Annotated in this window: 19 protein-coding genes; 5 read left to right on the top strand and 14 right to left on the bottom strand. The window is 62.7% G+C overall.

Going from position 1 to position 22,502, the window contains the following annotated elements:
• Positions 1-130 precede the first annotated feature (130 nt).
• Entirely contained in the window at positions 131-652 is a 522-nt protein-coding gene (locus B3873_RS19700; protein WP_286868460.1) for a response regulator, read from the top strand.
• A 91-nt stretch (positions 653-743) separates the two neighbouring features.
• Here B3873_RS19700 and B3873_RS19695 read toward each other — a convergent pair whose 3' ends face one another.
• Positions 744-1,223 (bottom strand): Lrp/AsnC family transcriptional regulator, encoded by a 480-nt coding sequence (locus B3873_RS19695; RefSeq protein WP_006461679.1) that lies wholly within the window; start codon positions 1,221-1,223, stop codon positions 744-746.
• 307 nt (positions 1,224-1,530) lie between these two features.
• Here B3873_RS19695 and mdeB point away from each other — a divergent pair, with 307 nt between their 5' ends.
• Positions 1,531-4,212 (top strand): alpha-ketoglutarate dehydrogenase, encoded by a 2,682-nt coding sequence (gene mdeB, locus B3873_RS19690; protein ID WP_286868452.1) that lies wholly within the window; start codon positions 1,531-1,533, stop codon positions 4,210-4,212.
• A gap of 161 nt (positions 4,213-4,373) precedes the next feature.
• Positions 4,374-5,132, top strand: coding sequence for an SDR family oxidoreductase (locus tag B3873_RS19685; RefSeq protein WP_088756088.1), 759 nt, complete (start codon positions 4,374-4,376; stop codon positions 5,130-5,132).
• Between the two features lie 85 nt (positions 5,133-5,217).
• On the opposite strand, the gene B3873_RS19680 is transcribed toward B3873_RS19685, so the two are convergent.
• The 10 genes from B3873_RS19680 to B3873_RS19635 all read right to left on the bottom strand — a co-directional run bounded on the left by B3873_RS19680 (position 5,218) and on the right by B3873_RS19635 (position 12,692).
• The gene (locus tag B3873_RS19680) at positions 5,218-5,616 is read right to left on the bottom strand and encodes a helix-turn-helix domain-containing protein (protein ID WP_286868447.1); all 399 of its coding nucleotides are present in this window, start codon (positions 5,614-5,616) and stop codon (positions 5,218-5,220) included.
• Between the two features lie 14 nt (positions 5,617-5,630).
• Positions 5,631-6,233, bottom strand: a complete 603-nt coding sequence (locus tag B3873_RS19675; protein WP_286868444.1) for a UbiX family flavin prenyltransferase — start codon at positions 6,231-6,233, stop codon at positions 5,631-5,633.
• 22 nt (positions 6,234-6,255) lie between these two features.
• Positions 6,256-6,567, bottom strand: coding sequence for a Grx4 family monothiol glutaredoxin (grxD, locus tag B3873_RS19670; protein WP_286868441.1), 312 nt, complete (start codon positions 6,565-6,567; stop codon positions 6,256-6,258).
• Positions 6,568-6,936: 369 nt separating this feature from the next.
• Positions 6,937-7,299 carry a ribosome hibernation-promoting factor, HPF/YfiA family gene (gene hpf / locus B3873_RS19665; RefSeq protein WP_034331451.1) on the bottom strand — a complete coding sequence of 121 codons (363 nt, stop codon included), beginning with the start codon at positions 7,297-7,299 and terminating at the stop codon, positions 6,937-6,939.
• Between the two features lie 152 nt (positions 7,300-7,451).
• On the bottom strand, positions 7,452-8,942 hold the full coding sequence (locus tag B3873_RS19660) for an RNA polymerase factor sigma-54 (RefSeq protein WP_209535174.1): 1,491 nt from the start codon (positions 8,940-8,942) through the stop codon (positions 7,452-7,454).
• Positions 8,943-9,080: 138 nt separating this feature from the next.
• Positions 9,081-9,824, bottom strand: coding sequence for an LPS export ABC transporter ATP-binding protein (gene lptB / locus B3873_RS19655; RefSeq protein WP_134223405.1), 744 nt, complete (start codon positions 9,822-9,824; stop codon positions 9,081-9,083).
• A 2-nt stretch (positions 9,825-9,826) separates the two neighbouring features.
• A complete protein-coding gene (lptA, locus tag B3873_RS19650; RefSeq protein WP_209535172.1) occupies positions 9,827-10,453 on the bottom strand; it encodes a lipopolysaccharide transport periplasmic protein LptA in 627 nt (208 codons plus the stop codon).
• A 51-nt stretch (positions 10,454-10,504) separates the two neighbouring features.
• Positions 10,505-11,113: an LPS export ABC transporter periplasmic protein LptC gene (gene lptC, locus B3873_RS19645; RefSeq protein WP_034331443.1), complete on the bottom strand. Its 609-nt coding sequence runs from the start codon at positions 11,111-11,113 to the stop codon at positions 10,505-10,507.
• Entirely contained in the window at positions 11,110-11,664 is a 555-nt protein-coding gene (locus B3873_RS19640; protein WP_039784048.1) for a KdsC family phosphatase, read from the bottom strand. The genes lptC and B3873_RS19640 overlap by 4 nt, the downstream gene beginning before the upstream one ends.
• On the bottom strand, positions 11,664-12,692 hold the full coding sequence (locus B3873_RS19635; protein ID WP_286868436.1) for a KpsF/GutQ family sugar-phosphate isomerase: 1,029 nt from the start codon (positions 12,690-12,692) through the stop codon (positions 11,664-11,666). Before B3873_RS19635 ends, B3873_RS19640 begins: the two co-directional genes overlap by 1 nt.
• Before the next feature lie 373 nt (positions 12,693-13,065).
• On the opposite strand from B3873_RS19635, the gene B3873_RS19630 reads away from it, so the two are divergent.
• On the top strand, positions 13,066-15,057 hold the full coding sequence (locus B3873_RS19630; protein WP_286868433.1) for a cation:proton antiporter: 1,992 nt from the start codon (positions 13,066-13,068) through the stop codon (positions 15,055-15,057).
• A gap of 252 nt (positions 15,058-15,309) precedes the next feature.
• Positions 15,310-16,965 carry a methyl-accepting chemotaxis protein gene (locus tag B3873_RS19625; RefSeq protein ID WP_286868431.1) on the top strand — a complete coding sequence of 552 codons (1,656 nt, stop codon included), beginning with the start codon at positions 15,310-15,312 and terminating at the stop codon, positions 16,963-16,965.
• Between the two features lie 86 nt (positions 16,966-17,051).
• Here B3873_RS19625 and B3873_RS19620 read toward each other — a convergent pair whose 3' ends face one another.
• From B3873_RS19620 to B3873_RS19610, 3 genes are all read right to left on the bottom strand, one after another.
• Positions 17,052-17,819, bottom strand: a complete 768-nt coding sequence (locus B3873_RS19620; RefSeq protein ID WP_276838423.1) for a phytanoyl-CoA dioxygenase family protein — start codon at positions 17,817-17,819, stop codon at positions 17,052-17,054.
• Positions 17,820-17,982: 163 nt separating this feature from the next.
• The gene (uvrA, locus tag B3873_RS19615) at positions 17,983-20,850 is read right to left on the bottom strand and encodes an excinuclease ABC subunit UvrA (RefSeq protein WP_121045791.1); all 2,868 of its coding nucleotides are present in this window, start codon (positions 20,848-20,850) and stop codon (positions 17,983-17,985) included.
• Between the two features lie 327 nt (positions 20,851-21,177).
• A partial coding sequence (locus B3873_RS19610) for an ArnT family glycosyltransferase (protein WP_286868428.1) occupies positions 21,178-22,502 on the bottom strand: 1,325 nt, incomplete at its 5' end.

The raw sequence follows: 22,502 nt of genomic DNA, 5'->3' as shown, positions 1-22,502 counted from the left end.
CGGCGCGTCAGCCAGCAGATTGGCGGCGGTCAGGAATTTCCCGATGCCGCAGTGGTCATCACTCCTGTAAAACGTTTGGTGTAGCCATTCCATGGCTTGTGCACTTCTTACAGGACTGTCCCCCCGCAGCATGAGCTTTCCCAGCATCATCATGATCGACCCCAGCCAGGAGGCCGCAGAACTGGCGCGCTTCGCCTTGTGGCGTGCCGGGTTGCATTGCGCCTTCCGTGCGTGTCCTGACCTGGCCACGGCGCGTCGCTGCCTGCTGCAGGGACGCCGCCAGGGCGATGACATTGCGCCCAGCCTGATCCTGCTGGAGTCCGACATGGAATGCGGCGAGGGCCTGCAGCTGCTGCGCGAGTTGCGTGCCAGCAAGCATCTGGCTGATGCGCCGGTGGTGGTCTTCCCTTCCTACGAAACCGAGGGCGAGCGCGAGGCGCTGGCCGCCGGCGCGACCGAATACCTGCCCAAGCCGGTCGATGGCGAACACTATGCGCAGTGTGTGGTGGAGATGGTGGAGCGCTGGTGCGATGTCAGCGAGGCCTCGGCACCGTTGTCCGCAGACGTGATGCGCGATGCGCTGGCCGGTCTGCCCGGGCATCCGCAGCGGCGCCGGGAAGATGGCTCTCCGCAAGGCGGGCGCTCACACTGAACTGCGTGCAGCGGCTTGGCGTAAAAACAAACAAAGGGCCGCAAGGCCCTTTTTTCCGCCATGGCAGCGCAGGCGCGATTTCGCTCCCAGCTCAGCGCCGCGTCTTGATCTTGGGCGTGGGCAGGGCGGTCTTGTACTTGATCTGCTTGAGCGCAAAGCTGGAGCGGATGTTCTTGATGCCGGGGATCTTGGTCAGGTGGTCGACGATGAAGTGCTCCAGCGTCAGCAGGTCCGGCACCACAATGCGCAGCAGATAATCCTCGTCGCCGGTCATCAGGTAGACTTCCATGACTTCATCGAAGGCACTCACGGCCGTCTCGAACTGGGCCAGTGCTTCGGCACCCTGCCGCTCCAGGATCACCTTGACGAATACGTTCACCTTCAAGCCCAGCAGGTGCGGATCGGCCAGCGCCACATAGCGCGAGATGATGCCTTCGGTTTCCAGGCGCTTCACCCGGGCCAGGGTCGGCGAGGGCGAGAGGTTGATGCGGCTGGCCAGCTCCAGATTGCTGATCGAACTGTTCTCCTGCAGGATGTTCAGGATGCGCAAATCGGTGGTGTCGAGTTCCATTATCGAAATTTAATTCTGTCAGTTTCAGTTTCGCAGCACTGGATGCTGAATATTGTACGGCAACTTCCAATTTTAAGTGACTCATGCCGGGGCATCCGGCGTATCGTAAGCCGGTGGTTCCATCACACAGCTAGCCCTCAACGACAACAAGACCGAAAAGGCGTCGGGCGCGGGGAGACGGATGGCGCGGCCTGTGTTTTACCGGCTTTTTGTCTCTTTGCATAGCAGCGATTGCAGTGCCGGCACGTTTTGTGCTGACTGCAGGCGAGCGGCCCGGCGCGCCCAGACAGGAGAACAGGAAGTGGACATGTCCCGCCCCAGTGACAGCGATATCCCCAAGGATATCGACCTCGATGCCCAGGAAACCCAGGAGTGGCTGCAAGCGCTGCAGAGCGTGCTGGCCGAAGCCGGCCCGGAACGCGCGCGCTTCCTGCTCTCGCGGCTGTCGGCGGCGGCCCAGCAATGGGGCGTGAACTGGCGCGATGCGCGCAATACGCCCTACGTCAACACCATCCGGCCTGAACAGGAACCGCCTTTTCCCGGCGGGTCGGACGCGCAGGCCATCGAGGAACGCATCGCCAGCATCATGCGCTGGAATGCGCTGGCCATGGTGGTACGCGCCAATCGCGCCTACGGTGAGCTGGGCGGGCACATCGCCAGCTTTGCTTCGGCGGCGGACCTGTTCGAAGTCGGTTTCAATCACTTCTTCCGTGCGCGCGATGCGCAGTTCGCGGGCGACGTCGTCTACTTCCAGCCGCACTCCGCGCCGGGTATCTACGCGCGCGCGTTTCTTGAAGGTGCATTGAGCGAAGAAGACCTGGCCTACTATCGCCGCGAGATCGAGGCCAAGCGCGTGGGGCGGCAGGGGCTGTCGTCCTATCCGCATCCCTGGCTGATGCCGCATTTCTGGCAGTTCCCGACCGGCTCCATGGGCATCGGTCCCATCAATGCCATCTACCAGGCGCGCTTCCTGCGCTACATGGAGCATCGCGGCCTGCTGCAGGATCAGGGACGCAAGGTGTGGGGTGTGTTCGGCGATGGCGAGATGGATGAGCCCGAATCGCTGGCCGCACTTTCGTTGGCCTCGCGCGAGAAGCTGGACAATCTGATCTTCGTGGTCAACTGCAACCTGCAGCGCCTCGATGGTCCGGTACGCGGCAATGGCCACATCGTCGATGAACTGGAAACGCTGTTTGCCGGTGCCGGCTGGAACGTCATCAAACTGCTGTGGGGCTCGGACTGGGATGGCCTGTTTGCGCGTGACAAGGACGGCGAACTGGTCGATGCCCTCAACCGCACAGTGGACGGGCAATTGCAGACCTTCGCCGCCAATGATGGCGCGTTCAATCGCCAGCATTTCTTCGGCCAGACACCGGGCACGCGTGCCATCGGTGCCACCCTCACCGATGAGGAAATCAATCGCCTGCGCCGTGGCGGCCACGACATGAAGAAGATCTTCTCGGCCTATCAGGCAGCGGCCAGTCATCGCGGCCAGCCGACGGTGATCCTGGCGCAGACCAAGAAGGGTTACGGCATGGGCGCTGCGGGCGAGGGCAAGATGACCACGCACCAGCAGAAGAAGCTCGATGAGGAAAGCCTGCTGCAATTCCGTGACCGATTCAAACTGCCGCTGAGCGATGAGCAATGCCGTGAGCTGGCTTTCTACAAGCCGGCTGATGACAGCCCGGAGATGAAGCACCTGCATGCACGCCGTGCCGCACTGGGCGGCTACCTGCCGCGCCGCCATGCGGGCGATGCACGGCGTACCGTGCCGCCGCTGGAGGCGCACAGCAAGTTCGCGCTGGAAGCCGACGGCAAGGAAATGTCCTCCACCATGGCGCTGGTACGCCAGCTCGGCAACCTGTTGAAGGACAAGGAATTTGGCCAGTATGTGGTGCCCATCGTGGCCGATGAGGCGCGCACTTTCGGCATGGCCAACCTGTTCCGCCAGGTCGGCATCTATTCCTCGCAGGGGCAGCTGTATGAGCCGGAGGATATCGGCTCCATCCTCTACTATCGCGAGGCCAAGGATGGCCAGATTCTGGAGGAGGGCATCACCGAGGCGGGAGCGATTTCCTCGTGGACGGCAGCGGCCACCGCCTATTCGGTGCATGGCACGCCGATGCTGCCGTTCTACATCTACTATTCGATGTTCGGTTTCCAGCGCATCGGCGACCTGATCTGGGCGGCGGCGGACCAGCGTGCGCGCGGCTTCCTGATCGGTGCCACCTCGGGCCGCACGACCTTGGGCGGCGAGGGGCTGCAGCACCAGGACGGCAACAGCCTGGTGACGGCGGCATCGATTCCCAACTGTGTGTCGTATGACCCGGCCTATGCCTATGAGCTGGCGGTGATCCTGGATGAGGGCATGCGGCGCATGATGGAACGCGGCGATGACGTCTTCTACTACATCACCGTCACCAACGAGAACGAGGCCCAGCCCAGCCTGCCGGACGGCGTGCAGGATGGCATCCTGCGCGGCATTTACTGCCTGGGTCGCAAGCCCGGGGCGCAAGTGCGGCTGCTGGGTTCGGGTCCGATCCTCAAGGAAGCCGTGGCGGCGGCTGCGCTGCTGCAGCAGCACTGGCAGATCGATGCCGAGGTGTGGAGCGTGACCAGCTATACCGAACTGGCGCGGGATGGCGTGGCGGCACAACGGGCGCAGCGCTTGTCAGGCAGCGATGGTGAGCCTTACGTGACAGCGCAATTGCAGGGCAGCGCGGCTCCCGTGATTGCGGTCAGCGATTACATCCGCACCTTGCCCGAGAGCATTCGCGCCTTCGTGCCGGCACCCTATGTGACGCTGGGGACGGATGGGTTTGGGCGTAGTGATACGCGGGTGAATTTGCGGGACTTCTTCGAGATCGATGCGCGCTGGATTGCCTATACGGCCTTGTGTGAAGTGTGGGGGGATGAACGTGCGCGGCTGGAAGAAGCAGCGCGTACATTGGGCATCGATACGAACAAGCCCTTGTCGTCCTCAGTATGAAGTGGAGCGATAGATGAACGGCGGCCAGCGGGATTGAAAATCTCTCATCTGGCCCGCCGCCGTGTTTGTTATAGTGAAACCGCCCGTGCATCACGGGCGGTTTTTTTATGGCTCCGTGATGCGCATCGTCCATGACCTACAGTGAGTGAGGAGTACACACGATGGCTGCACCCAAACGTATCGCGCTGGTGACCGGCGCAGGTTCCGGCATCGGCCGGCAGATCACGCTCGCGCTGCTGCGCGAAGGCTATGGCGTCGCCCTGGCCGGACGCCGCCAGGATGCGCTGGAAGAGACCGTCAAGCTGGCCGGCGAACATGGTGCCAACGCGCTTGTGGTGGCGGCCGACGTGACCGATCCGGCCTCGGTGAAGCAGCTCTTCGCCAAGACCCGCGAGCGTTTCGGACGCCTGGACATGCTCTTCAACAATGCCGGCATCTTTGCGCCGCCGGTGTCGCTGGAAGAACTGAGCGTGGAGCAGTGGAAGGCGGCGGTGGACATCAATCTGACCGGCGTTTTCCTCTGCACGCAAGAAGCCTTCCGCATCATGAAGGACCAGTCGCCGCGCGGCGGGCGCATCATCAACAATGGTTCGATCTCGGCGCATGCACCGCGTCCGTTCTCGGCCTCTTATACCGCCACCAAGCACGCCATCACAGGACTGACCAAGGCCACCTCGCTGGATGGCCGCGCCTATGACATCGCCTGCGGGCAGATCGATATCGGCAATGCCTCCACCGACATGACTACGCTCATGAAGAAGGGCACGCTCCAGGCTGATGGCTCGACCAAGGTCGAGCCGACCATGGATGCCGAACACGTGGCCCGTGCCATCCTCTACATGGACAGCCTGCCGCTGGAGGCCAATGTGCAGTTCATGACGGTGATGGCGACCAAGATGCCGTATATCGGGCGGGGTTGAGTCGATTTATATTCGCCAGATGAAGAAATGGCCGCAGTGATGAGCTGCGGCCATTTTTTTTTGAGGCGTTGAAAAGCGAGATGCGCTAGCCGATGAACACGGCCGGACCGACACCGAAGCGCTCGGTCAGTGCCTTGACCTGGCGCAGATTCAAATCGCGCTTGCCGCGCAGGATCTCGGAGACCACACCTTGTGAGTCGATCTCCGGGAGGTCGGATTGCGTCAGCTGATGCTGCTCCATCAGGAATTGCAGGACCTCTATCGGAGAAACCTGCTGCAGCGGGAAGTGCTTGTCATCGTATTCGGCAATGAGGCTGCCGAGCGTGTCGACCAGGTCGGCCAGCGGATGCCGTTCATCGCTGGCACCGGCGTCGAGCAATTGATTCAGCGTGGCGACTGCGCGGTCATAGTCGTCGTCGGAACGAATCGGCCGCAGCGGGATGAGGGACGACAAGGCCGCAAAGTGCGAGGTGATGTCGTCCATCCTCCTCTCGTCCATCACTCGGTCCCGCCCTTCATGCCCTGCCACTCCGGCGTCAACTGCATGGAAATCCCGAACATGTCCAGCACGCGTCCCAGCGTGTGGTCCACCATCTCTTCCATGGAAGCAGGGCGCTGGTAGAAGCCGGGCAGGGGCGGGAAGATCACGCCGCCCATTTCGGTGACGGACGTCATGTTGCGCAGATGGGCCAGATTGAACGGGGTCTCGCGCACCATCAGCACCAGCCGGCGGCGTTCCTTGAGCACCACGTCCGCTGCGCGGGTGATGAGGTTGTCGGACAAACCATGCGCCACGGCGGCCAGGGTCTTCATCGAACAGGGCGCCACCACCATGCCGGTGGAGGCGAAGGAGCCGCTGGCGATGCAGGCGCCGACATCGCGCACGTTGTGCACCACATCGGCCAGCGCTTCCACATCCTTGCGCCGCATGTCCAGTTCCTGGTGCAGGTTGAGTACACCTGCTTCGGACACCATCAGGTGCGTTTCCACCTGGCCATGCTTGCGCAGATGCTCCAGCAGCCGCATGCCATAGATGGCACCGGTGGCACCGGTGATCGCAACGATCAGGCGCTGGCGCGGCTGGCTGGAAGAATTGCTCATGGATCAGTCAGGCCAGTAAAACTCAGCCCTTGATCAGGGTCTGCAGTTCGCCCGATTCGTACATCTCGGTCATGATGTCGGAGCCACCGACGAATTCGCCCTTCACGTACAGCTGGGGAATGGTCGGCCAGTTCGAGTATTCCTTGATGCCCTGGCGCACGTCCGGGCTTTCCAGCACGTTGACGGTGACGATGTTCTCGGCACCGCTGGCCTTCAGCAGCTGGATGGCCTTGCTGGAAAAGCCGCATTGCGGGAACTGTGCAGTGCCCTTCATGAACAGCACCACGGGATTTTGGGTCACGGTTTCTTTGATCCAGGATTGGACGTCGCTCATGGCTATGCCTTTAAAAATGGGATTGCCGACATTATAGGGAAAAGCCGGCGGGCGCGTTGAAATCGCCTGCATGCCGGTGGCCTGTCTGAACGGGCAAAAATTGCATCGAGGAAATGATTTATATCGTATGCAAGTTCTTGTGTCGAAGATGAGGGTGGCGGGAAGACATTCAAGCAGTTCCTTGCATCATCTTCAGCAGCGGCGGTGGAAAAGTTGCTCCGGGTAATGATTTATATTTTTTCCACAGGCGTGCGCCAGATCGGCGGCGGAAAATGAAAAAGGGCGCTTGCGCGCCCCTTCCTCATGAAATTCGGCTGGCTTTCTCAGCAGCCTTGCGGCTGCGAGGCTGCTTGCCGAGGGTGTCCTGGCTTATGCCGCTCCGGCCACCGCATCCTCCGGCGTTTCGTCCGGCAGGCGCTTGGCCATGGAGTGATGCTCCTGCAACTTGTCCTTGTGCTTGATGACCTGGCGATCGAGCTTGTCGATCAGCGTGTCAATGGCAGCGTAGAGGTCGTGTGCGATGCTTTCCGCATGTAGATCCTTCCCCTTGATGTGGACGTTGATTTCCGCTTTTTGGCGCTTTTCCTTTTCTGTGAGTTTATCTACGCTCAGGATCACGCTGACGTCGATCACGTTGTCGAAATGGCGCTTGATACGCGAGAGCTTGCTTTGCACGTATTCCCGGATGGCGGGGGTCAGTTCGAGGTGGTGTCCACTGATGGTCAGATTCATACAAGACTCCTATCGTGAAGTCACTGGAGGTTCGTGCAATCGATCCTGCTGCAGCTGTACCACGGGCACGGTCTTCGTGTCGGATGGCGCGGGCATCAGTCGGATGCTTGCCTGAACACAGCAACGGTACTGCAGAAAAACTGAGGAAAAACTCAGAGGGACTTGCGGAGATTGACCGGCGGAATCTTCAACACTTCGCGGTATTTGGCGACTGTGCGTCGCGCGACCACCATGCCTTGTTCTGCCAGCATATCCGCAATCTTGCTATCGGATAATGGGGTCTGCGGGTTCTCGGCTCCTATCAACTGTTTGATCAGCGCCCGTATCGCGGTGGAGGAAGCTTCACCTCCGGTTTCAGTCGCGACATGGCTACCGAAGAAGTATTTCAACTCAAACATTCCATGCGGAGTGAGCATGTATTTCTGAGTCGTCACGCGAGAGATGGTGCTCTCGTGTAGACCCAGTGTATCAGCAATTTCACGCAGCACAAGGGGGCGCATGGCGACTGCCCCATGTGAAAAGAAGTTTCTTTGACGTTCCACAATAGCCTGCGCGACGCGCAAAATTGTATCGAAACGTTGCCGCATGTTCTTGATGAGCCACTTGGCTTCCTGCAACTGCGACGACAGCGAACCTTCTCCCTTGGCTTGCTTCAATGCACTGGCATACATCGCATTGACGCGCAGCTTGGGCATGACCTCATGGTTGAGCATGACCTGCCAGCCGTTCTTTGTCTGCTTGACAATCACGTCCGGCACCACATAGTCCGAGGCATCACGCGCGAATTCCGCACCCGGATGCGGACGGCACTGGCGGATCACGGCCTGCGCTTCACGCAGGTCTTCGTCATCGCAATCCAGTGCCTTCTTGATCTTGTTGAAATCGCGTTGTGCAAACAGCGGCAGGTAATCCTCCACGATCCTCAAGGCCAGCTTGCGCGTCACGAAGGGAATCTTGGGCAGGCGGCGGATCTGCAGGGCCAGGCATTCGCCGGCACTGCGCGCACCGACACCCGCCGGGTCCAGGCTCTGCAGCAGCTTGAGCGAAATCGACAGCTCTTCCATGTCGATGCCCAGCTCTTCGGGCAGGCGAGCGAGGATGTCTTCCAGCGGCTCTTCCAGATAGCCGCTCTCGTCCAGCGCATCGGTGAGCAGTTCCAGCAGCGCACGATCACGCAGGGTGCGTGCGGTCACGCGGATCTGTTCCAGCAGGTGTTCGCGCAGGGTCAGTTCGTGCGCTTCGAGTTGCGGGCGGGCATCATCATCGTCTGGCGACTTGCCGCTGCGCGCGACGTCGTCGAAGCTCCAGTCGGCATCCCCCGTGACACCGGCTTCCGGCGCGTTGTCCTGGTAGTCGAAGCTGGAATCGCCATCGCTGGCGGCCGGGGCGGCTTCGCCACTGCCTTCGTGACTGGTTTCAGCAACGCCGCTGGAGGGCGAGCTGGAGACCGCGCCATCGGCCAGCAGACGTACCGAATTGTCGAGCGCGTCGTCGAGGCGTTCCAGCAGGGGATTGTCGGAGAGGATCTGTTCCAGTTCCTGGTGCAGTTCCAGCGTCGACAGTTGCAACAGTCTGATCGACTGCTGCAGTTGCGGCGTCAATGCGAGGTGCTGCGAGGTACGTAACTGGAGCGACTGTTTCATCTGTCTTTCTGAAAGCGGCGTGGCCCGCTGGTTGCTCTGCCGGTCGTTGCGTATTGCGTATTGTGTTTGGCTTGCTGCGTATTACGTGATGCGCACTCCGTATTTCCTTGAGCGTATCGGGCAAGCCGACTGCACCGCTTACATGCGGAAATGCTCACCCAGATACACGCGGCGCACCGACTCGTTGGCGATGATCTCTTCCGGATTGCCGCTGGCCAGCACCGTGCCCTGATTGATGATGTAGGCGCGATCACAGATACCCAGCGTTTCGCGCACGTTGTGGTCGGTGATCAGCACGCCGATGCCGCGTTCCTTCAGGAAGCGCACGATGCGCTGAATCTCGATCACGGCAATCGGGTCGATACCGGCGAACGGTTCATCCAGCAGCACGAAGCGCGGATCGGTGGCCAGTGCGCGGGCGATCTCGACGCGCCGGCGTTCACCGCCCGAGAGCGACAGCGCCTGGCTTTCGCGCAGCTTCTCGATCTGCAATTCGTGCAGCAGGTTGTTGAGGCGGCCTTCGATTTCATCGCGCGAGAGCGGCTTGCCCTCTTCCCGGCGCAGTTCCAGCACGGCGCGGATATTGTCTTCCACCGTCAGCTTGCGGAATACCGAGGCTTCCTGCGGCAGGTAGGACAAGCCCATGGTGGCACGCTTGTGGATCGGCATGCGCGAAATGGACGCGCCATCGAGGTCGATCTCGCCGCCATCGGAGGGCACCAGGCCCACGATCATGTAGAACGAGGTGGTCTTGCCGGCACCATTCGGGCCGAGCAGGCCGACCACCTCGCCGCTGCGCAATTCCATCGAGACATCGCGCACCACCTGGCGCGCGCCATAACTTTTCTTCAGGCCGCGAACGACCAGCGAGCTGACTGCCATCGTTACTGGTCCTTTCCGCTGTCGCGACGCGTTGCAGGCTGCGTGGCGTTGTTCTTGCCCGCGGGCTGGGCCGGCGCGGTGCTGCCTGCCGGCGGCGGATTCTTGGGCTGGATCACCGCAGTGATGCGGCCTGCGCCCGGCTTGCTCTCGCCGGTGGCGGTGTTGTTCACGGAATAGAATTCGGCGCGGCTGTCGTAGGAGATGAATTCGCCGTTGACTTCATCGGTGATGCGATCGCCGTCCATGCGCTGGATGTGCGCGCGCTGGAACAGCTTGGAGATTTCGGTCTGCTCCGAATACTCGATGCGCTCGGCCTGGCCTTCGATCCACAGGTTGGGACCGCCGTCACGCTTCTGGCGGAAGTTGGCCAGCGCGCCCGGGGCCGCATACAGCACCGCATTTTCATAACCGTACTGGTCGGTCGTCAATACCACGCGGCCGGCCTTGATGATCAGCGTGCCGCGGGTCATGACCACGTTGCCGGTAAAGGTCTTCACCTGGCGCACGTCATCGTAGACCATCTGGTCTGCCTCGATGTTGGTCGGCTTGGTGGAGTCCGCCTTCTCGGCGTTGGCCACGCCGCACACGGCAGCCAGCATCAGCATCGGCAGTAAGAATGAGCGTTTCATTGGGTTCCTGTCTGATCGGTTCTTGGCGTTTTTATCCCGGAGTCATCCGGCTTAGCGTTTCTTCGGAGTGGGCTCGTAATAGCCGCGGACATTGCCGAACAGCTGCACCACCTGGGTCGCATTGTTGGCCACCATGCCCACGCCGTTCAGGCGCGTGGTGCCCATGGTCATGGCCACCGGCTTGTCAGTCTTGACGATTTCATCGTCAGGCAACAGCAGCAGGTATTCCGACACCAGGTGCATCTGCTCGCGGCCCTTGTAGGGCGCGCGGATGGCATTGGCGTTGCCGTACATGTGGATCTGCGTCTGGTCGTCGGTGACGCGCGCGGTATCCGAGTAGAGCTCCATCGGTGCCTGGTTCTGGTCCAGGTTGTGCACCACCGGCTTGGTGATCTCGAAGGAGTCATCCGTGGGGTAGTGCACCATCTTCGTTCCCGCAACGTCATAGCGCGGCAGACCGGTCGGGCCCATGCGCACGTAGTTGAAGTTTTCCAGGTAGTAGTCGGGTTTGCCGCGCGGACGCTGCGCCGGTTGCTGGTCGCCCGCGGCCCGCATGGCCTGCATCACCCAGAAGCTGCCCAGGGCGCCGGCGATCAGGATCACCAGGATCACCGCCAGGCGGATGCGCTCGGCGTTGCGTTCTCCGCTGCGCCCGCTCATGCCAGGTACGGCGCGAGGGCCGCCTCGTAGTTGCCTTGTGCTGCCAGCACCAGGTCGCAGATCTCGCGCACGGCACCATGGCCGCCGCTTGCCTGGGTCACGTAGTCGCTGCGCGACTTCACCTCGCGATGGCCGTTGGCCACGCAGGCCTTGAATCCGACGCGGGTCAGTACCGGCAGGTCGATGATGTCGTCGCCCAGGTAGCCGCAATCCTGCGGCGTCAACTGCACCTGCTGCAGCAACTGTTCGAAGGCCTGGCGCTTGTCGTGGATGCCCTGGAATACATGGGCGATGCCGAGATCGCGCGCACGGCGCAGCACATAGGGCGACTGGCGCGCGGTGATGATGGCGGCAGCGGTACCGTATTGCTGCATCATCTTGATGCCGTGGCCATCGAGCGCGTTGAAGCGCTTGAAGGCCTCGCCATCCTCGCCGTAGAACAGGCCGCCATCGGTGAGCACGCCATCCACGTCGAAGATCATCAGGCGGATCGCCGCCGCCTTGGCGAGCGCGGCAGCGGGCAGGGTGCTGGCGAAGGCTGGCGCGTTCATCAGATCACCTTGGCGCGAGTGAGATCGTGGATGTGCAGCGCGCCCGTGAGCACGCCGGCCGCATCGGTAACCAGCAACTGGTTGATGCGGAATTGTTCCATCAATTGCACGGCATCCACGGCCAGCTGGTCCTGGTTGACGGTCTGCGGATTGGCATGCATGACGTCGGCGATGTAAAACTTGGAAAAGTCCTGGCCACGCTCCAGCAGGCGGCGCAGGTCGCCGTCGGTGAAGACGCCGATCGGGCGGAATTGCTCATCCACCACGGCGGTCATGGCCATGCCCTTGCGGGTGATTTCCATCAGCGCTGCCGACAGCGACACGTCCGGGCGCACGGCGGGAATCGCCTCGCCGCTGCGCATCACGTCACGCACGTGGGTCAGCAGGCGGCGGCCCAGTGCACCGCCGGGATGGGAGCGCGCAAAATCTTCCTCGACGAAGCCGCGTGCATCCAGCAGCGACACCGCCAGCGCGTCGCCCATGGCCAGCGTGGCCGTGGTGCTGGCGGTCGGGGCCAGGTTGAGGGTACAGGCTTCCTGCGCCACACCCACGTTGAGGTGGACGGCGGACAGCTTGGCCAAGGTGGACTGATCATTGCCGGTCATGGCGATGATCACCGCACCCATGCGCTTGACGATGGGCACGATGGCCAGCAGCTCGGCCGTTTCGCCGGAATTGGAAATGGCAATGAAGACATCGCGCGCCGTCACCATGCCCAGGTCGCCGTGCGCGGCTTCGGCCGGATGCATGAACAGCGAGGGGGTGCCGGTAGAGGCCAGGGTGGCGGCGATCTTGCGGCCGACATGGCCGGACTTGCCGATCCCCGAGACCACCGCACGTCCCTCGCATTGCAGCAAGGTCTGCACGGCAAGTGCCAGGGGGTCGGCGCTGTCGTCGCGCAGGCGGTCTTTCAGGGCCAGGATGGCATCGGCTTCGATCTGCAGGGTCTGGCGTGCCAGTTCGATGGCACGGCGGGCAGCCCCGGCCGAAAAAGATGCAGGCGTAGTTTTGTCATCGGTTACACTCATAACCGAAGTATAAACGAATTAGCAAAGCAAAAAACTTGCCAGATGTAAGGGAATGCTGCCGGATTTGACGTGATATGCAGCGTTGCATCGCGCCGCAGCACCGCTGCCACGGGGGATTTCCGGCCATTGCCGGGATGGGGCATGGCATCGCAGCAGGCGCGGAGGGCTCTCGGTCGCGGTGAATTACTCTGCTGTTGTGGAGCCACACGTATGAATTTCAAGGCGATTTCGCGCCTCGCCGTCCGAGGTTTTCCTTCATATTGCACACTGTTCAGGTGAACTGCCTTTTGCTGGTGCGTTGCCAGTTTTACAAATTCATTCATATCGAACCGCGCCGCAGCCCGGCGGCTTTTGACAAGAAACCCCAACAGCAATGTTTTCCGGACTGGAACTGACCCTTTTCCTTCTGGCTGCCGCAGTCCTCGGCGTGGTCGCCTTCCGCATGATGCAGTTGCCGCCGATGCTGGGCTACCTGGTGGTGGGCATCATCATTGGCCCGCACGGCCTGGCTTTTGCTGAAGACAACGAGACCACCCATGCGCTGGCCGAGTTCGGCGTGGTGTTCCTGATGTTTTCCATCGGCCTGGAGTTTTCGCTCTCCAAGCTCTCGGCCATGCGCCATATCGTGTTCGGCCTGGGCGTGGCGCAGGTGGCGGCGACCATTGCCACCACCATGCTGGTGGCCTGGGGCGCGGCCATGGTGCTGCCGCAGTTCGCCAACGTCAGCTGGCAGGCCGCCTTTGCGCTGGGCGGGGCGCTGACCATGTCGTCCACGGCGATCGTTTCCAAGCTGCTTACCGAGCGGCTGGAGCTGGAGACCGAACACGGCCGCCGCATCCTCGGGGTGCTGCTGTTCCAGGATCTGGCGCTGGTGCCGCTGCTGATCGTCGTGCCGGCGCTGGCCAACAATTCCGGCAACATCATGGTCACGCTGGGCTGGGCGGTGGGCAAGGCGCTGGTGGTGCTGGCGCTGCTGCTGTTCTTCGGCAGCAAGCTCATGCGCGGCTGGTTCCGCATCGTGGTCAAGCGGCGCTCGCAGGAACTGTTCATGCTGAACCTGCTGCTGATCACCCTGGGCGCGGCCTGGATCACCGAGAAGGCCGGCCTGTCGCTGGCGCTGGGGGCCTTCATCGCCGGCATGCTGATTTCCGAGACCGAGTTCAAGCACCAGGTGGAAGAAGACATCAAGTCCTTCCGCGATGTGCTGCTGGGCCTGTTCTTCATCACCATCGGCATGCTGCTCAATGTGCGCACGCTGGTGGATCACTGGTTCCTGGTGTTGCTGCTGCTGACCGGGCCGGTCCTGCTCAAGTTTGCCCTCATCGCCGGACTGGCGCGCCTGTTCGGCTCCACCACCGGTGTGGCGCTGCGCGTGGGCCTGGGCTTGGCGCAGGCCGGCGAGTTCGGCTTCGTGCTGCTGAGCCAGGCCGGCGGCCTCAAGCTGGTCGATCCCATGCTGATCCAGGTGATCCTGGCCGCGATGGTGCTGTCGATGCTGGCCACGCCCTTCATCCTGGCCCAGTCCGACGCCATCGTCATGAAGCTCTCGGCCAATGAATGGATGCTGCAATCGCTGGCCCTGACGCAACTGGCGACCCGCACCATGGGTGTGCAGAAGCACGTGATCATCGCCGGCTTCGGCCGCAGCGGCCAGAGCCTGGCGCGCCTGCTGGAAGAGGAGGGGATCGCCTACCACGCCCTGGAGATGGATCCGGAACTGGTGCAGGACGCCCGCAATGGGGGCGCAAATGTTTCCTACGGTGACGCGGCCCGGCGCGAGAGCCTGGTGGCCGCCGGCATCCACCGCGCGGCGGCGCTGGTGGTGACCTATGCCAGTACGCCCTCGGCATTGAAAGTCTTGCATCACGCCCACGAGCTGGAACCGGAGCTACCGGTGATCGTGCGCAGCCACGATGATGCCGACCTGGAAAAGCTGCTGGCCGCCGGTGCCACCGAAGTCGTGCCGGAAGCGCTGGAAGGCAGCCTGATGCTGGCCTCGCACGCGCTGGTGATGCTGGGCGTGCCGCTGCGCCGCGTGGTGCATCGCGTGCAGGATGCGCGCGATGAACGATACGCTTCACTGCGCGGTTACTTCCACGGCATGTCCGATGCTGAAGCCGATGGCGTAGGCATGAACGTGCGCCTGCAATCGGTCACCCTCATCGGCGGTGCCAGCGCCATCGGCCATACCTTGTCCGACATCGACCTGCCGGCCCAATGTGGTGCCGAAGTCGCCATGCTGCGACGCGGCAAGCAACGGCTGGAAGCGCCGCAAGACACCGAACTGATGGCCGGCGACATCGTGGTGCTGCGCGGCAGTTCCGAAGCCATCCTGCGCGCCGAAAAACGCCTGCTCAGCAAATAGCCGGAGCGCGCCGCTGGCAGCCGATGCGCAGCGGCTCGCGCTGCACACTTCAGCACATCTGCTCATCATCCCAGCCTGCCAAAAATAAATGTTCACTTCCCACATCCCGGACCTGTTCCCCTGGTACGGGAAATGCTAGTGTTTCCGGGTGGCAGCGACGCGGCCTTATCGGCGCGCGCTGGACGCATCAGGACTACGGGTCCACACAATGAATCCGTTGTAGAGAAAACAATAGTGAAGTCCGGGAGGAACATGTTCAGCAAATTAACCATCAGGGCACGCCTGATTTTCGTCATAGGCTTTCTGGCGCTGATGCTGGTCGGCTCAGGCGTATTGGGCCTGGTCGGATTGCGTTCGACCAACGCGCAGATGCGCTCGCTCTATGAAGACCGCCTGGTCGCCTTCTCCCAGCTGGAGCGCATGTCGGCGGCGCTGGACGCGGCGCGCAATGGCATCTCCACCTCCATCGTCGGCGACTCCGGCGACATCGATGCCAACATGGACCGGATCGAAAAGGCCATCAAGGCCAACGACGCCATCGTCAAGCAATACCAGGACACCCAGCTCACCAGCGATGAACGCGTGCTGCTGGACAAGCTCATTCCCCAGCGCCAGAAGTTCGTCACCGATGGCATCAAGCCGGCGGCCGAAGCCTTGCGCAATCGCGACTTCCAGGGGGCCATCGAACTGTATGGCGGCGTCATGCTCAAGCTCTACGCCGATGCCCATACCACGCTGGCGCAACTGATGGACCTGCAGCGAACGGTCGGCCGCGAGCTGCACGAACAGGCGCAGCAGCGTTACCAGACCCTGCTGGTGGTGATGGGCGTGGCCATGGCGGCGGGTTTGTTCGTGGCGCTGCTGATGGGCGTGCTGCTGGTGCGGGCGATTTCGCGTCCGCTGCAGCGTGCGGTCACCGTGGCCCAGGCCGTGGCTGCCGGTGATCTTACCCAGCAGATCGATGTCCACAGCCAGGATGAAACCGGCCAGCTGATGCAGGCGCTGCGGCAGATGAATGACAACCTTCAGGGCATCGTCGGCCAGGTGCGCCTGAGCACGGATACCATCGCCACCGCTTCCAGCGAAATCGCGCATGGCAACCTTGATCTCTCCTCGCGCACCGAGCAGCAGGCCGGGGCGCTCGAAGAAACCGCCTCCGCCATGGAACAGCTGACCTCCACCGTGCGCCACAATGCCGACAGTGCGCAGCAAGCCAAGGAGCTGGCGCACTCCGCTTCCGAAGTGGCGGTGCGCGGGGGCGAGGTGGTGCGCCAGGTGGTCGACACCATGAGTTCCATCAATCAGTCTTCCAGCAAGATCGTCGACATCATCAGCGTGATCGACGGTATCGCCTTCCAGACCAACATCCTTGCCCTGAACGCCGCAGTGGAAGCGGCGCGCGCGGGTGAGCAGGGACGAGGCTTCGCCGTGGTGGCGTCGGAAGTGCGTTCACTGGCACAGCGTTCGGCAGCGGCCGCCAAGGAGATCAAAGTCCTGATCGATGATTCGGTCACGCGGGTGGGGACCGGCAGTGCCTTGGTGGCACAAGCCGGACAGACCATCGACGAAGTGGTCAGAAGCGTGCAGCGCGTGAGCGAAGTGGTGACCGACATCAGTGCAGCCGGGCAGGAGCAGAGCCAGGGAATCGAGGAAGTCAACAATGCCATCACGCAGATGGATGAAACCACGCAGCAGAACGCCGCATTGGTGGAACAGGCCGCAGCCGCCGCACAGTCCATGCAGGAACAGGCGGCACGCCTGTCGGAAGCGGTCAGCGTGTTCCGGCTCGGCGGTACTGCCGTCGCCGGCGTACCGGCAGCCCAGGCGCTGTCCGCGCGTGCAACTGTTACGGTGGCTGTACCGGCATCGGCGGCCTTGCCGGGCAAGGGTGGCTTGCTGCTTCGCTGACACCGCAAGTCACCGCGTCTTTCCGTACCGGTACGGTCGCTTCGACCTTGCCGGTACAGTGATCCGCCCCCAGCCAGTACAGTCGTTCAAGCGTCCAGGGCCACATCCTCGGACGCAGCCGAACGGGTACCGGGCAGGGGCGGATTGCTTTTGCCGTGATAGGCGAACACGGCCGAACACTTGACCTGTTCACTGTCGTTGCGGCCGGCGGCATGGAACAGGCCGCTGTGGAACAGCACCACGTCGCCCGGCTCCAGTGACAGCGCAATGCCCTGCGCAAACAGGGCCTGGTTGGCGGCCACATCGGGGCGCAGGAAATCCAGTTCATCCATCTGTTCCGGCTGCAGTTTGAGCTTGTGCGAGCCGGGGATGAATTTGAGCGCGCCGTTCTCCGGTGTTTCCGCACCCAGCGCCAGCCATACCGAAATCAGTTCATTGCGCGGGAAGGACCAGTAGCGGATGTCGCGGTGCCAGCCGGTGGCGGTGCCGAAGGCCGGGTGCTTGGTCATGATGCAGTTGTGATGCGCCAGCGTGAGGCAGACCGGTTCCTCGAACAACTGATGCAGCATGGCCACCAGTTGTTGATCGGCGGCCCATTCGCGATACACCGGGTCGCGCTGCCAGGCCGCACGAAGACGCCGCGCGGTGCGGCCGCCTTCGGCCTCCAGCGAAACGGGAGCGCCTTCGTAGCCGACCTCGGCTTCGTATTCCAGCGGTGCGACAGCACGTTGCAGGTGATCTTGCGTGACGGCGAGCAGGCGTTCGCGCAGGGCGTCAGGGACCATGCCCTTGAGCAGGAGATAGCCCTGTTCGCGGAAGAAGGCGACCTGGGCGGGTGACAGCGGGTTCGACATGATGGACTTTCGGGGTTGCACGGCGGCCCGTCCATGGCGGACGGGCGAGCCTTCATTGTGCGCCGGATGGCGGCCAGGTGCATGACTGTATGCCATGGCCAGCGCAGCGCAAGATACAGATGGGCAGCAATTCTGTATCGTTTGCGCGCGCGCAAGTCCGGACTTATTTTTCTTGCTTCGACTTCTTCTTCAGCAGCGGACCCAGGTACTTGCCGGTGACGCTGGCGGGATTCTTCGCCACATCCTCCGGCGTACCGGCCGCCACGATGCGGCCACCGCCGGCACCGCCTTCGGGACCGAGATCGATGATCCAGTCGGCGGTCTTGATGACGTCCAGGTTGTGCTCGATGATGGTCACCGTATTGCCCTGGTCGCGCAGGCGATGGATCACTTTCAACAGCAGGTCGATATCGTGGAAGTGCAGGCCGGTGGTCGGCTCATCCAGGATGTAGAGCGTACGGCCGGTATCGCGCTTGGACAATTCCAGCGACAGCTTCACGCGCTGCGCCTCGCCGCCAGAGAGCGTGGTGGCGCTCTGGCCCAGCTTGATGTAGCCCAGGCCCACGTCGAGCAGGGTCTGCAGCTTGCGCGCGATCAGCGGCACGGGTTTGAAGAACTCGTGCGCGTCTTCCACCGTCATGTCCAGGATCTCGGTGATGTTCTTGCCCTTGTACTGCACTTCCAGCGTTTCACGGTTGTAGCGCTTGCCGTGGCAGACATCGCAGGGCACATACACGTCCGGCAGGAAGTGCATTTCCACCTTGATCACGCCATCGCCCTGGCAGGCTTCGCAGCGGCCGCCCTTGACGTTGAAGGAGAAGCGTCCGGCGCTGTAGCCGCGTTCCTTGGCCATGGGCACGGTGGCGAACAGGTCGCGGATCGGCGTGAACAGGCCCGTGTAGGTAGCCGGGTTGGAGCGCGGCGTGCGGCCGATCGGGGCCTGGTCCACCGCGATCACCTTGTCGAAGTGTTCCAGCCCGCCGATGGCTTCGTGCTCGGCCGGTTCGGTTTGCGAACCGTACAGGTGGCGTGCCGCCGACAGGTACAGCGTGTCGTTGACCAGGGTCGACTTGCCCGAACCGGAAACACCGGTCACGCAGGTCAGCAGGCCCACCGGCAGTTCCAGGTCCACATTCTTGAGGTTGTTGCCGGTGGCGCCCGTGATGGTCAGCATGCGCGATTCATCGCAGGGCGTGCGCTTCTTGGGCACGGCGATTTCCAGCGAGCCGTTCAGGTACTTGGCGGTCAGCGACTTCTTGTTCTTGAGGATGTCCGGCAGCGAACCATGGGCGATCACGTCACCGCCATGCACGCCCGCGCCGATGCCCATGTCGACCACGTAGTCGGCAGTGCGGATGGCGTCTTCATCGTGCTCCACCACCAGCACGGTGTTGCCGATGTCGCGCAAATGCTTGAGGGTATCGATCAGGCGGTCGTTGTCGCGCTGGTGCAGGCCGATGGAGGGTTCATCCAGCACGTACATCACGCCGGTCAGTCCCGAGCCGATCTGCGAAGCCAGGCGGATGCGCTGGGCTTCGCCGCCGGAGAGCGTATCGGCGCTGCGTTCCAGCGAGAGATAGTCCAGGCCGACGTTGTTGAGGAAGGTCAGGCGCGAGACGATTTCCTTGATGATGCGGTCGGCGATTTCCTTCTTGGCGCCGGTCAGCTTCAGGGTCTCGAAGAAGGACAGGGTCTCGCGCAGCGGCGTGGCAGCGACTTCGTAGATGGCACGCTGCTGCTTGCCTGCACCGACCTTCACATAGCGCGCTTCCACCCGCAGGCGGGCACCGTGGCAGGACGGGCATTGCTTCTCGTTGATGAACTTGGCCAGTTCTTCCTTGACCGCCATCGAATCGGTTTCGCGATAGCGGCGCTGCAGGTTGTTGACCACGCCTTCGAAGGTGTGCTCCTTGACCACCGTGCGGCCACGCTCGTTGACGTAGGCGAAGGGAATGGTCTGGCGGCCCGAACCGTACAGCACTGCCTGCTGGGCCTTGTCGTCGAGCTGCTCGAAAGGCACATCGAGGTCGAAGCCGTAGTAGGCGGCGATGCTGGTGAGCATCTGGAAGTAGAACTGGTTGCGGCGATCCCAGCCCTTGATCGCGCCCGAGGCCAGCGACAAATTGGGGAAAGCCACGATGCGCTTGGGATCGAAGAATTCGATATGGCCCAGGCCATCGCACTCGGGGCAGGCGCCCATCGGGTTGTTGAAGGAGAACAGGCGCGGCTCCAGCTCCTGCAGCGAATAGCCGCAGATGGGGCAGGCGAACTTGTTGGAATACAGGTGCTCCTTGCCGCTGTCCATTTCCAGCGCAATGGCGCGGCCATCGGCCAGGCGCAGCGCGGTCTCGAAGCTTTCGGCCAGGCGCTGCTTGATCTCCGCCTTGACCTTGACGCGGTCGATGACGACGTCGATGGTGTGCTTCTCGGTCTTCTTCAGCTTGGGCAGGTCATCGACCTCGTAGACCTTGGCCGACCCGGTGCCGCTCTGGATGCGGAAGCGCACGAAGCCTTGGGCCTGCATCTCCTCGAACAGGTCGGCGTGCTCGCCCTTGCGGTTGGCCACCACGGGGGCCATGATCATCAGCTTGGTGTCTTCCGGCAGCGCCAGGACGGCATCGACCATCTGCGAGACCGATTGCGCCTCCAGCGGATGTTCGGGGTGGTCCGGGCAATAGGGCGTACCGACGCGGGCGTACAGCAGGCGCAGGTAGTCGTGGATCTCGGTGACGGTACCGACGGTGGAGCGCGGGTTGTGCGACGTCGCCTTCTGTTCGATCGAGATGGCCGGGGACAGGCCCTCGATCATGTCGACATCGGGCTTTTCCATCAGCTGCAGGAACTGGCGCGCGTAGGCCGACAGCGACTCCACGTAGCGGCGCTGCCCCTCGGCATACAAGGTATCGAAGGCCAGCGACGACTTGCCCGAACCGGACAGGCCAGTAATGACGATGAGCTTGTTGCGGGGGAGGTCTAGGTTGATATTCTTGAGATTGTGCGTACGTGCGCCGCGAATGCGAATTTCTTCCATGGATGCCTTCAGCTAGGGGTTGCCTGCCCCCGCGTGCGATCAGCCGATGAGCGATCACGCATTGTGCGGAGCAGCGATGGGGACAACATGTAACTATAACAGGACTGCGAATGGCCGGCAGGCGGGGCTGCAGCGGCAGATGACCCATGTGGGCATGCATCGCCAAATTGAAAGCGCGGCCGTGGAGAAAGCCATGGCCTTGCAGCGCAAATGCCGCAGGAAATCGTCTGCGCGCCGGATCCGGTGGAGGGATTCTGATGAATGATCAAGCAGACAAGAAAAAGCCGGCGCGTGGCCGGCAGTTTCTTGTCATGCAATAGCTTGCCCTCAGTGGGCGCGTTCGTAGATCTTGAACAACTGTCCTTCATCGCCATCGCGGCGGCCTTCCCAGAACAGGGTCCAGTGACCATGTGGACGCTTGCCGGCGTCGGGCATCTCCTGGATCAGCCAGCGGCATGCGGTGTGGCGGCCGCCGTCGATGGGCTGGTGCAGGATGCCGGTGTAGTAGTACAGCATCGGCGCTTCCGATTCGCCCAGTGCCTGGCTGGCCATGCAATCGCCCTCTTGCCAGGCCGGACCGATCTTGGCCTGGAGGTCGGCGTAGACATATTCATAACTCTTGCCGTAATCGGCCCAGGGCAGCAGCAATGTGAAAGCCAGGCCCCACATCAGGGTGATCCCGCCAAACCACGAGAACGCGCCACGCCACTGGCCGGCACGGCTCAGCAGGCCCAGCGAGGCGATCCACAGGATGCTCATGGCGCCCGCGGCCAGCACGGCCAGCGGCTGGATCGGCGTCACGAAGCTCAGCGGCAGCCACTTGCCCATGAACGCGATGGGCTGGTGCTGGTCGGCCGGCCAGGTGGAGACGATGTAGGTCGCCCAGATCCCCACGGCCAGCGCCCCGAAGGCCAGGCGCGAGAACCAGTCCCACGCCAGGTTGGCCAGCGCCGGCAGGCGCGGCAGGGCGCGCGCGCCCAGCATCACCAGCGGCAGCAGTACCGGCAGCAGATAGAGCTGGCGGGCAGTGGCGGAGCTCTGCAGCACGGCCAGGCTGATGGCACCAAAGGCCAGCGGCAGCGCCACCTTGCTGGTGCCGACCTGACGCCAGTCGCCGCTGCCCAGCGCCACCAGCGCCAGTACCGAGCCGGGCAGGGCAAAGCCGCCCAGGGCGCGCAGGATCACGGTGTGGTCGTTGTCCGAGCCCAGTTTCTTGACCGAGAAGCCGAAGAAGCGGCCGACGTTGTTGTCCCAGAACCATTCCATGAACAAGGGCATGGAGTGCTGGGCCAGCAGCGCCGGCCAGATCACGAAGAAGGGCAGCGAGACCAGCACGGCGGTGCCGACCATCTTCCAGTACGAGCGCGAGCGGCAGGCCGGCACCATCACGCCGATGGCCATCGCCGTGGCGGCGAAGGTGAGCGGCACGAACAGGCCCTTGGTCATCTCGGTGATGCCCACCCCCAGGCCGAACCAGAAGGCCGCGCTCCACGCGGGCGTGCGGCGCTCCTCGTTGAGGGCGATGGCCAGCAGGCCGTAGGTGGCCATGACGCCGCCGGTGACCAGGGCGACGTCAGTGAACATGTCGTGGGCGTGCTTGACCATGCCCGGCGTACCGGCGAACAGGGCCAGGGTAGCCAGTACCGGCAGGG

It is taken from the genome of Herbaspirillum sp. UBA812 (assembly GCF_002296545.1).
GTDB lineage: Bacteria > Pseudomonadota > Gammaproteobacteria > Burkholderiales > Burkholderiaceae_D > Herbaspirillum > Herbaspirillum huttiense.
Note: the sequence above shows the minus strand (reverse complement) of the source record. Positions and strands in the feature narration are given on the sequence as shown.

Bases quoted from the DNA above. Each gene is read 5' to 3' on its own strand.
- B3873_RS19700 (WP_286868460.1), top strand. From the start codon at position 131: ATGAGCTTTCCCAGCATCATCATGATCGACCCCAGCCAGGAGGCCGCA.
- B3873_RS19695 (WP_006461679.1), bottom strand. From the start codon at position 1,223: ATGGAACTCGACACCACCGATTTGCGCATCCTGAACATCCTGCAGGAG.
- mdeB (WP_286868452.1), top strand. From the start codon at position 1,531: ATGTCCCGCCCCAGTGACAGCGATATCCCCAAGGATATCGACCTCGAT.
- B3873_RS19685 (WP_088756088.1), top strand. From the start codon at position 4,374: ATGGCTGCACCCAAACGTATCGCGCTGGTGACCGGCGCAGGTTCCGGC.
- B3873_RS19680 (WP_286868447.1), bottom strand. From the start codon at position 5,616: ATGGACGACATCACCTCGCACTTTGCGGCCTTGTCGTCCCTCATCCCG.
- B3873_RS19675 (WP_286868444.1), bottom strand. From the start codon at position 6,233: ATGAGCAATTCTTCCAGCCAGCCGCGCCAGCGCCTGATCGTTGCGATC.
- grxD (WP_286868441.1), bottom strand. From the start codon at position 6,567: ATGAGCGACGTCCAATCCTGGATCAAAGAAACCGTGACCCAAAATCCC.
- hpf (WP_034331451.1), bottom strand. From the start codon at position 7,299: ATGAATCTGACCATCAGTGGACACCACCTCGAACTGACCCCCGCCATC.
- B3873_RS19660 (WP_209535174.1), bottom strand. From the start codon at position 8,942: ATGAAACAGTCGCTCCAGTTACGTACCTCGCAGCACCTCGCATTGACG.
- lptB (WP_134223405.1), bottom strand. From the start codon at position 9,824: ATGGCAGTCAGCTCGCTGGTCGTTCGCGGCCTGAAGAAAAGTTATGGC.
- lptA (WP_209535172.1), bottom strand. From the start codon at position 10,453: ATGAAACGCTCATTCTTACTGCCGATGCTGATGCTGGCTGCCGTGTGC.
- lptC (WP_034331443.1), bottom strand. From the start codon at position 11,113: ATGAGCGGGCGCAGCGGAGAACGCAACGCCGAGCGCATCCGCCTGGCG.
- B3873_RS19640 (WP_039784048.1), bottom strand. From the start codon at position 11,664: ATGAACGCGCCAGCCTTCGCCAGCACCCTGCCCGCTGCCGCGCTCGCC.
- B3873_RS19635 (WP_286868436.1), bottom strand. From the start codon at position 12,692: ATGAGTGTAACCGATGACAAAACTACGCCTGCATCTTTTTCGGCCGGG.
- B3873_RS19630 (WP_286868433.1), top strand. From the start codon at position 13,066: ATGTTTTCCGGACTGGAACTGACCCTTTTCCTTCTGGCTGCCGCAGTC.
- B3873_RS19625 (WP_286868431.1), top strand. From the start codon at position 15,310: ATGTTCAGCAAATTAACCATCAGGGCACGCCTGATTTTCGTCATAGGC.
- B3873_RS19620 (WP_276838423.1), bottom strand. From the start codon at position 17,819: ATGTCGAACCCGCTGTCACCCGCCCAGGTCGCCTTCTTCCGCGAACAG.
- uvrA (WP_121045791.1), bottom strand. From the start codon at position 20,850: ATGGAAGAAATTCGCATTCGCGGCGCACGTACGCACAATCTCAAGAAT.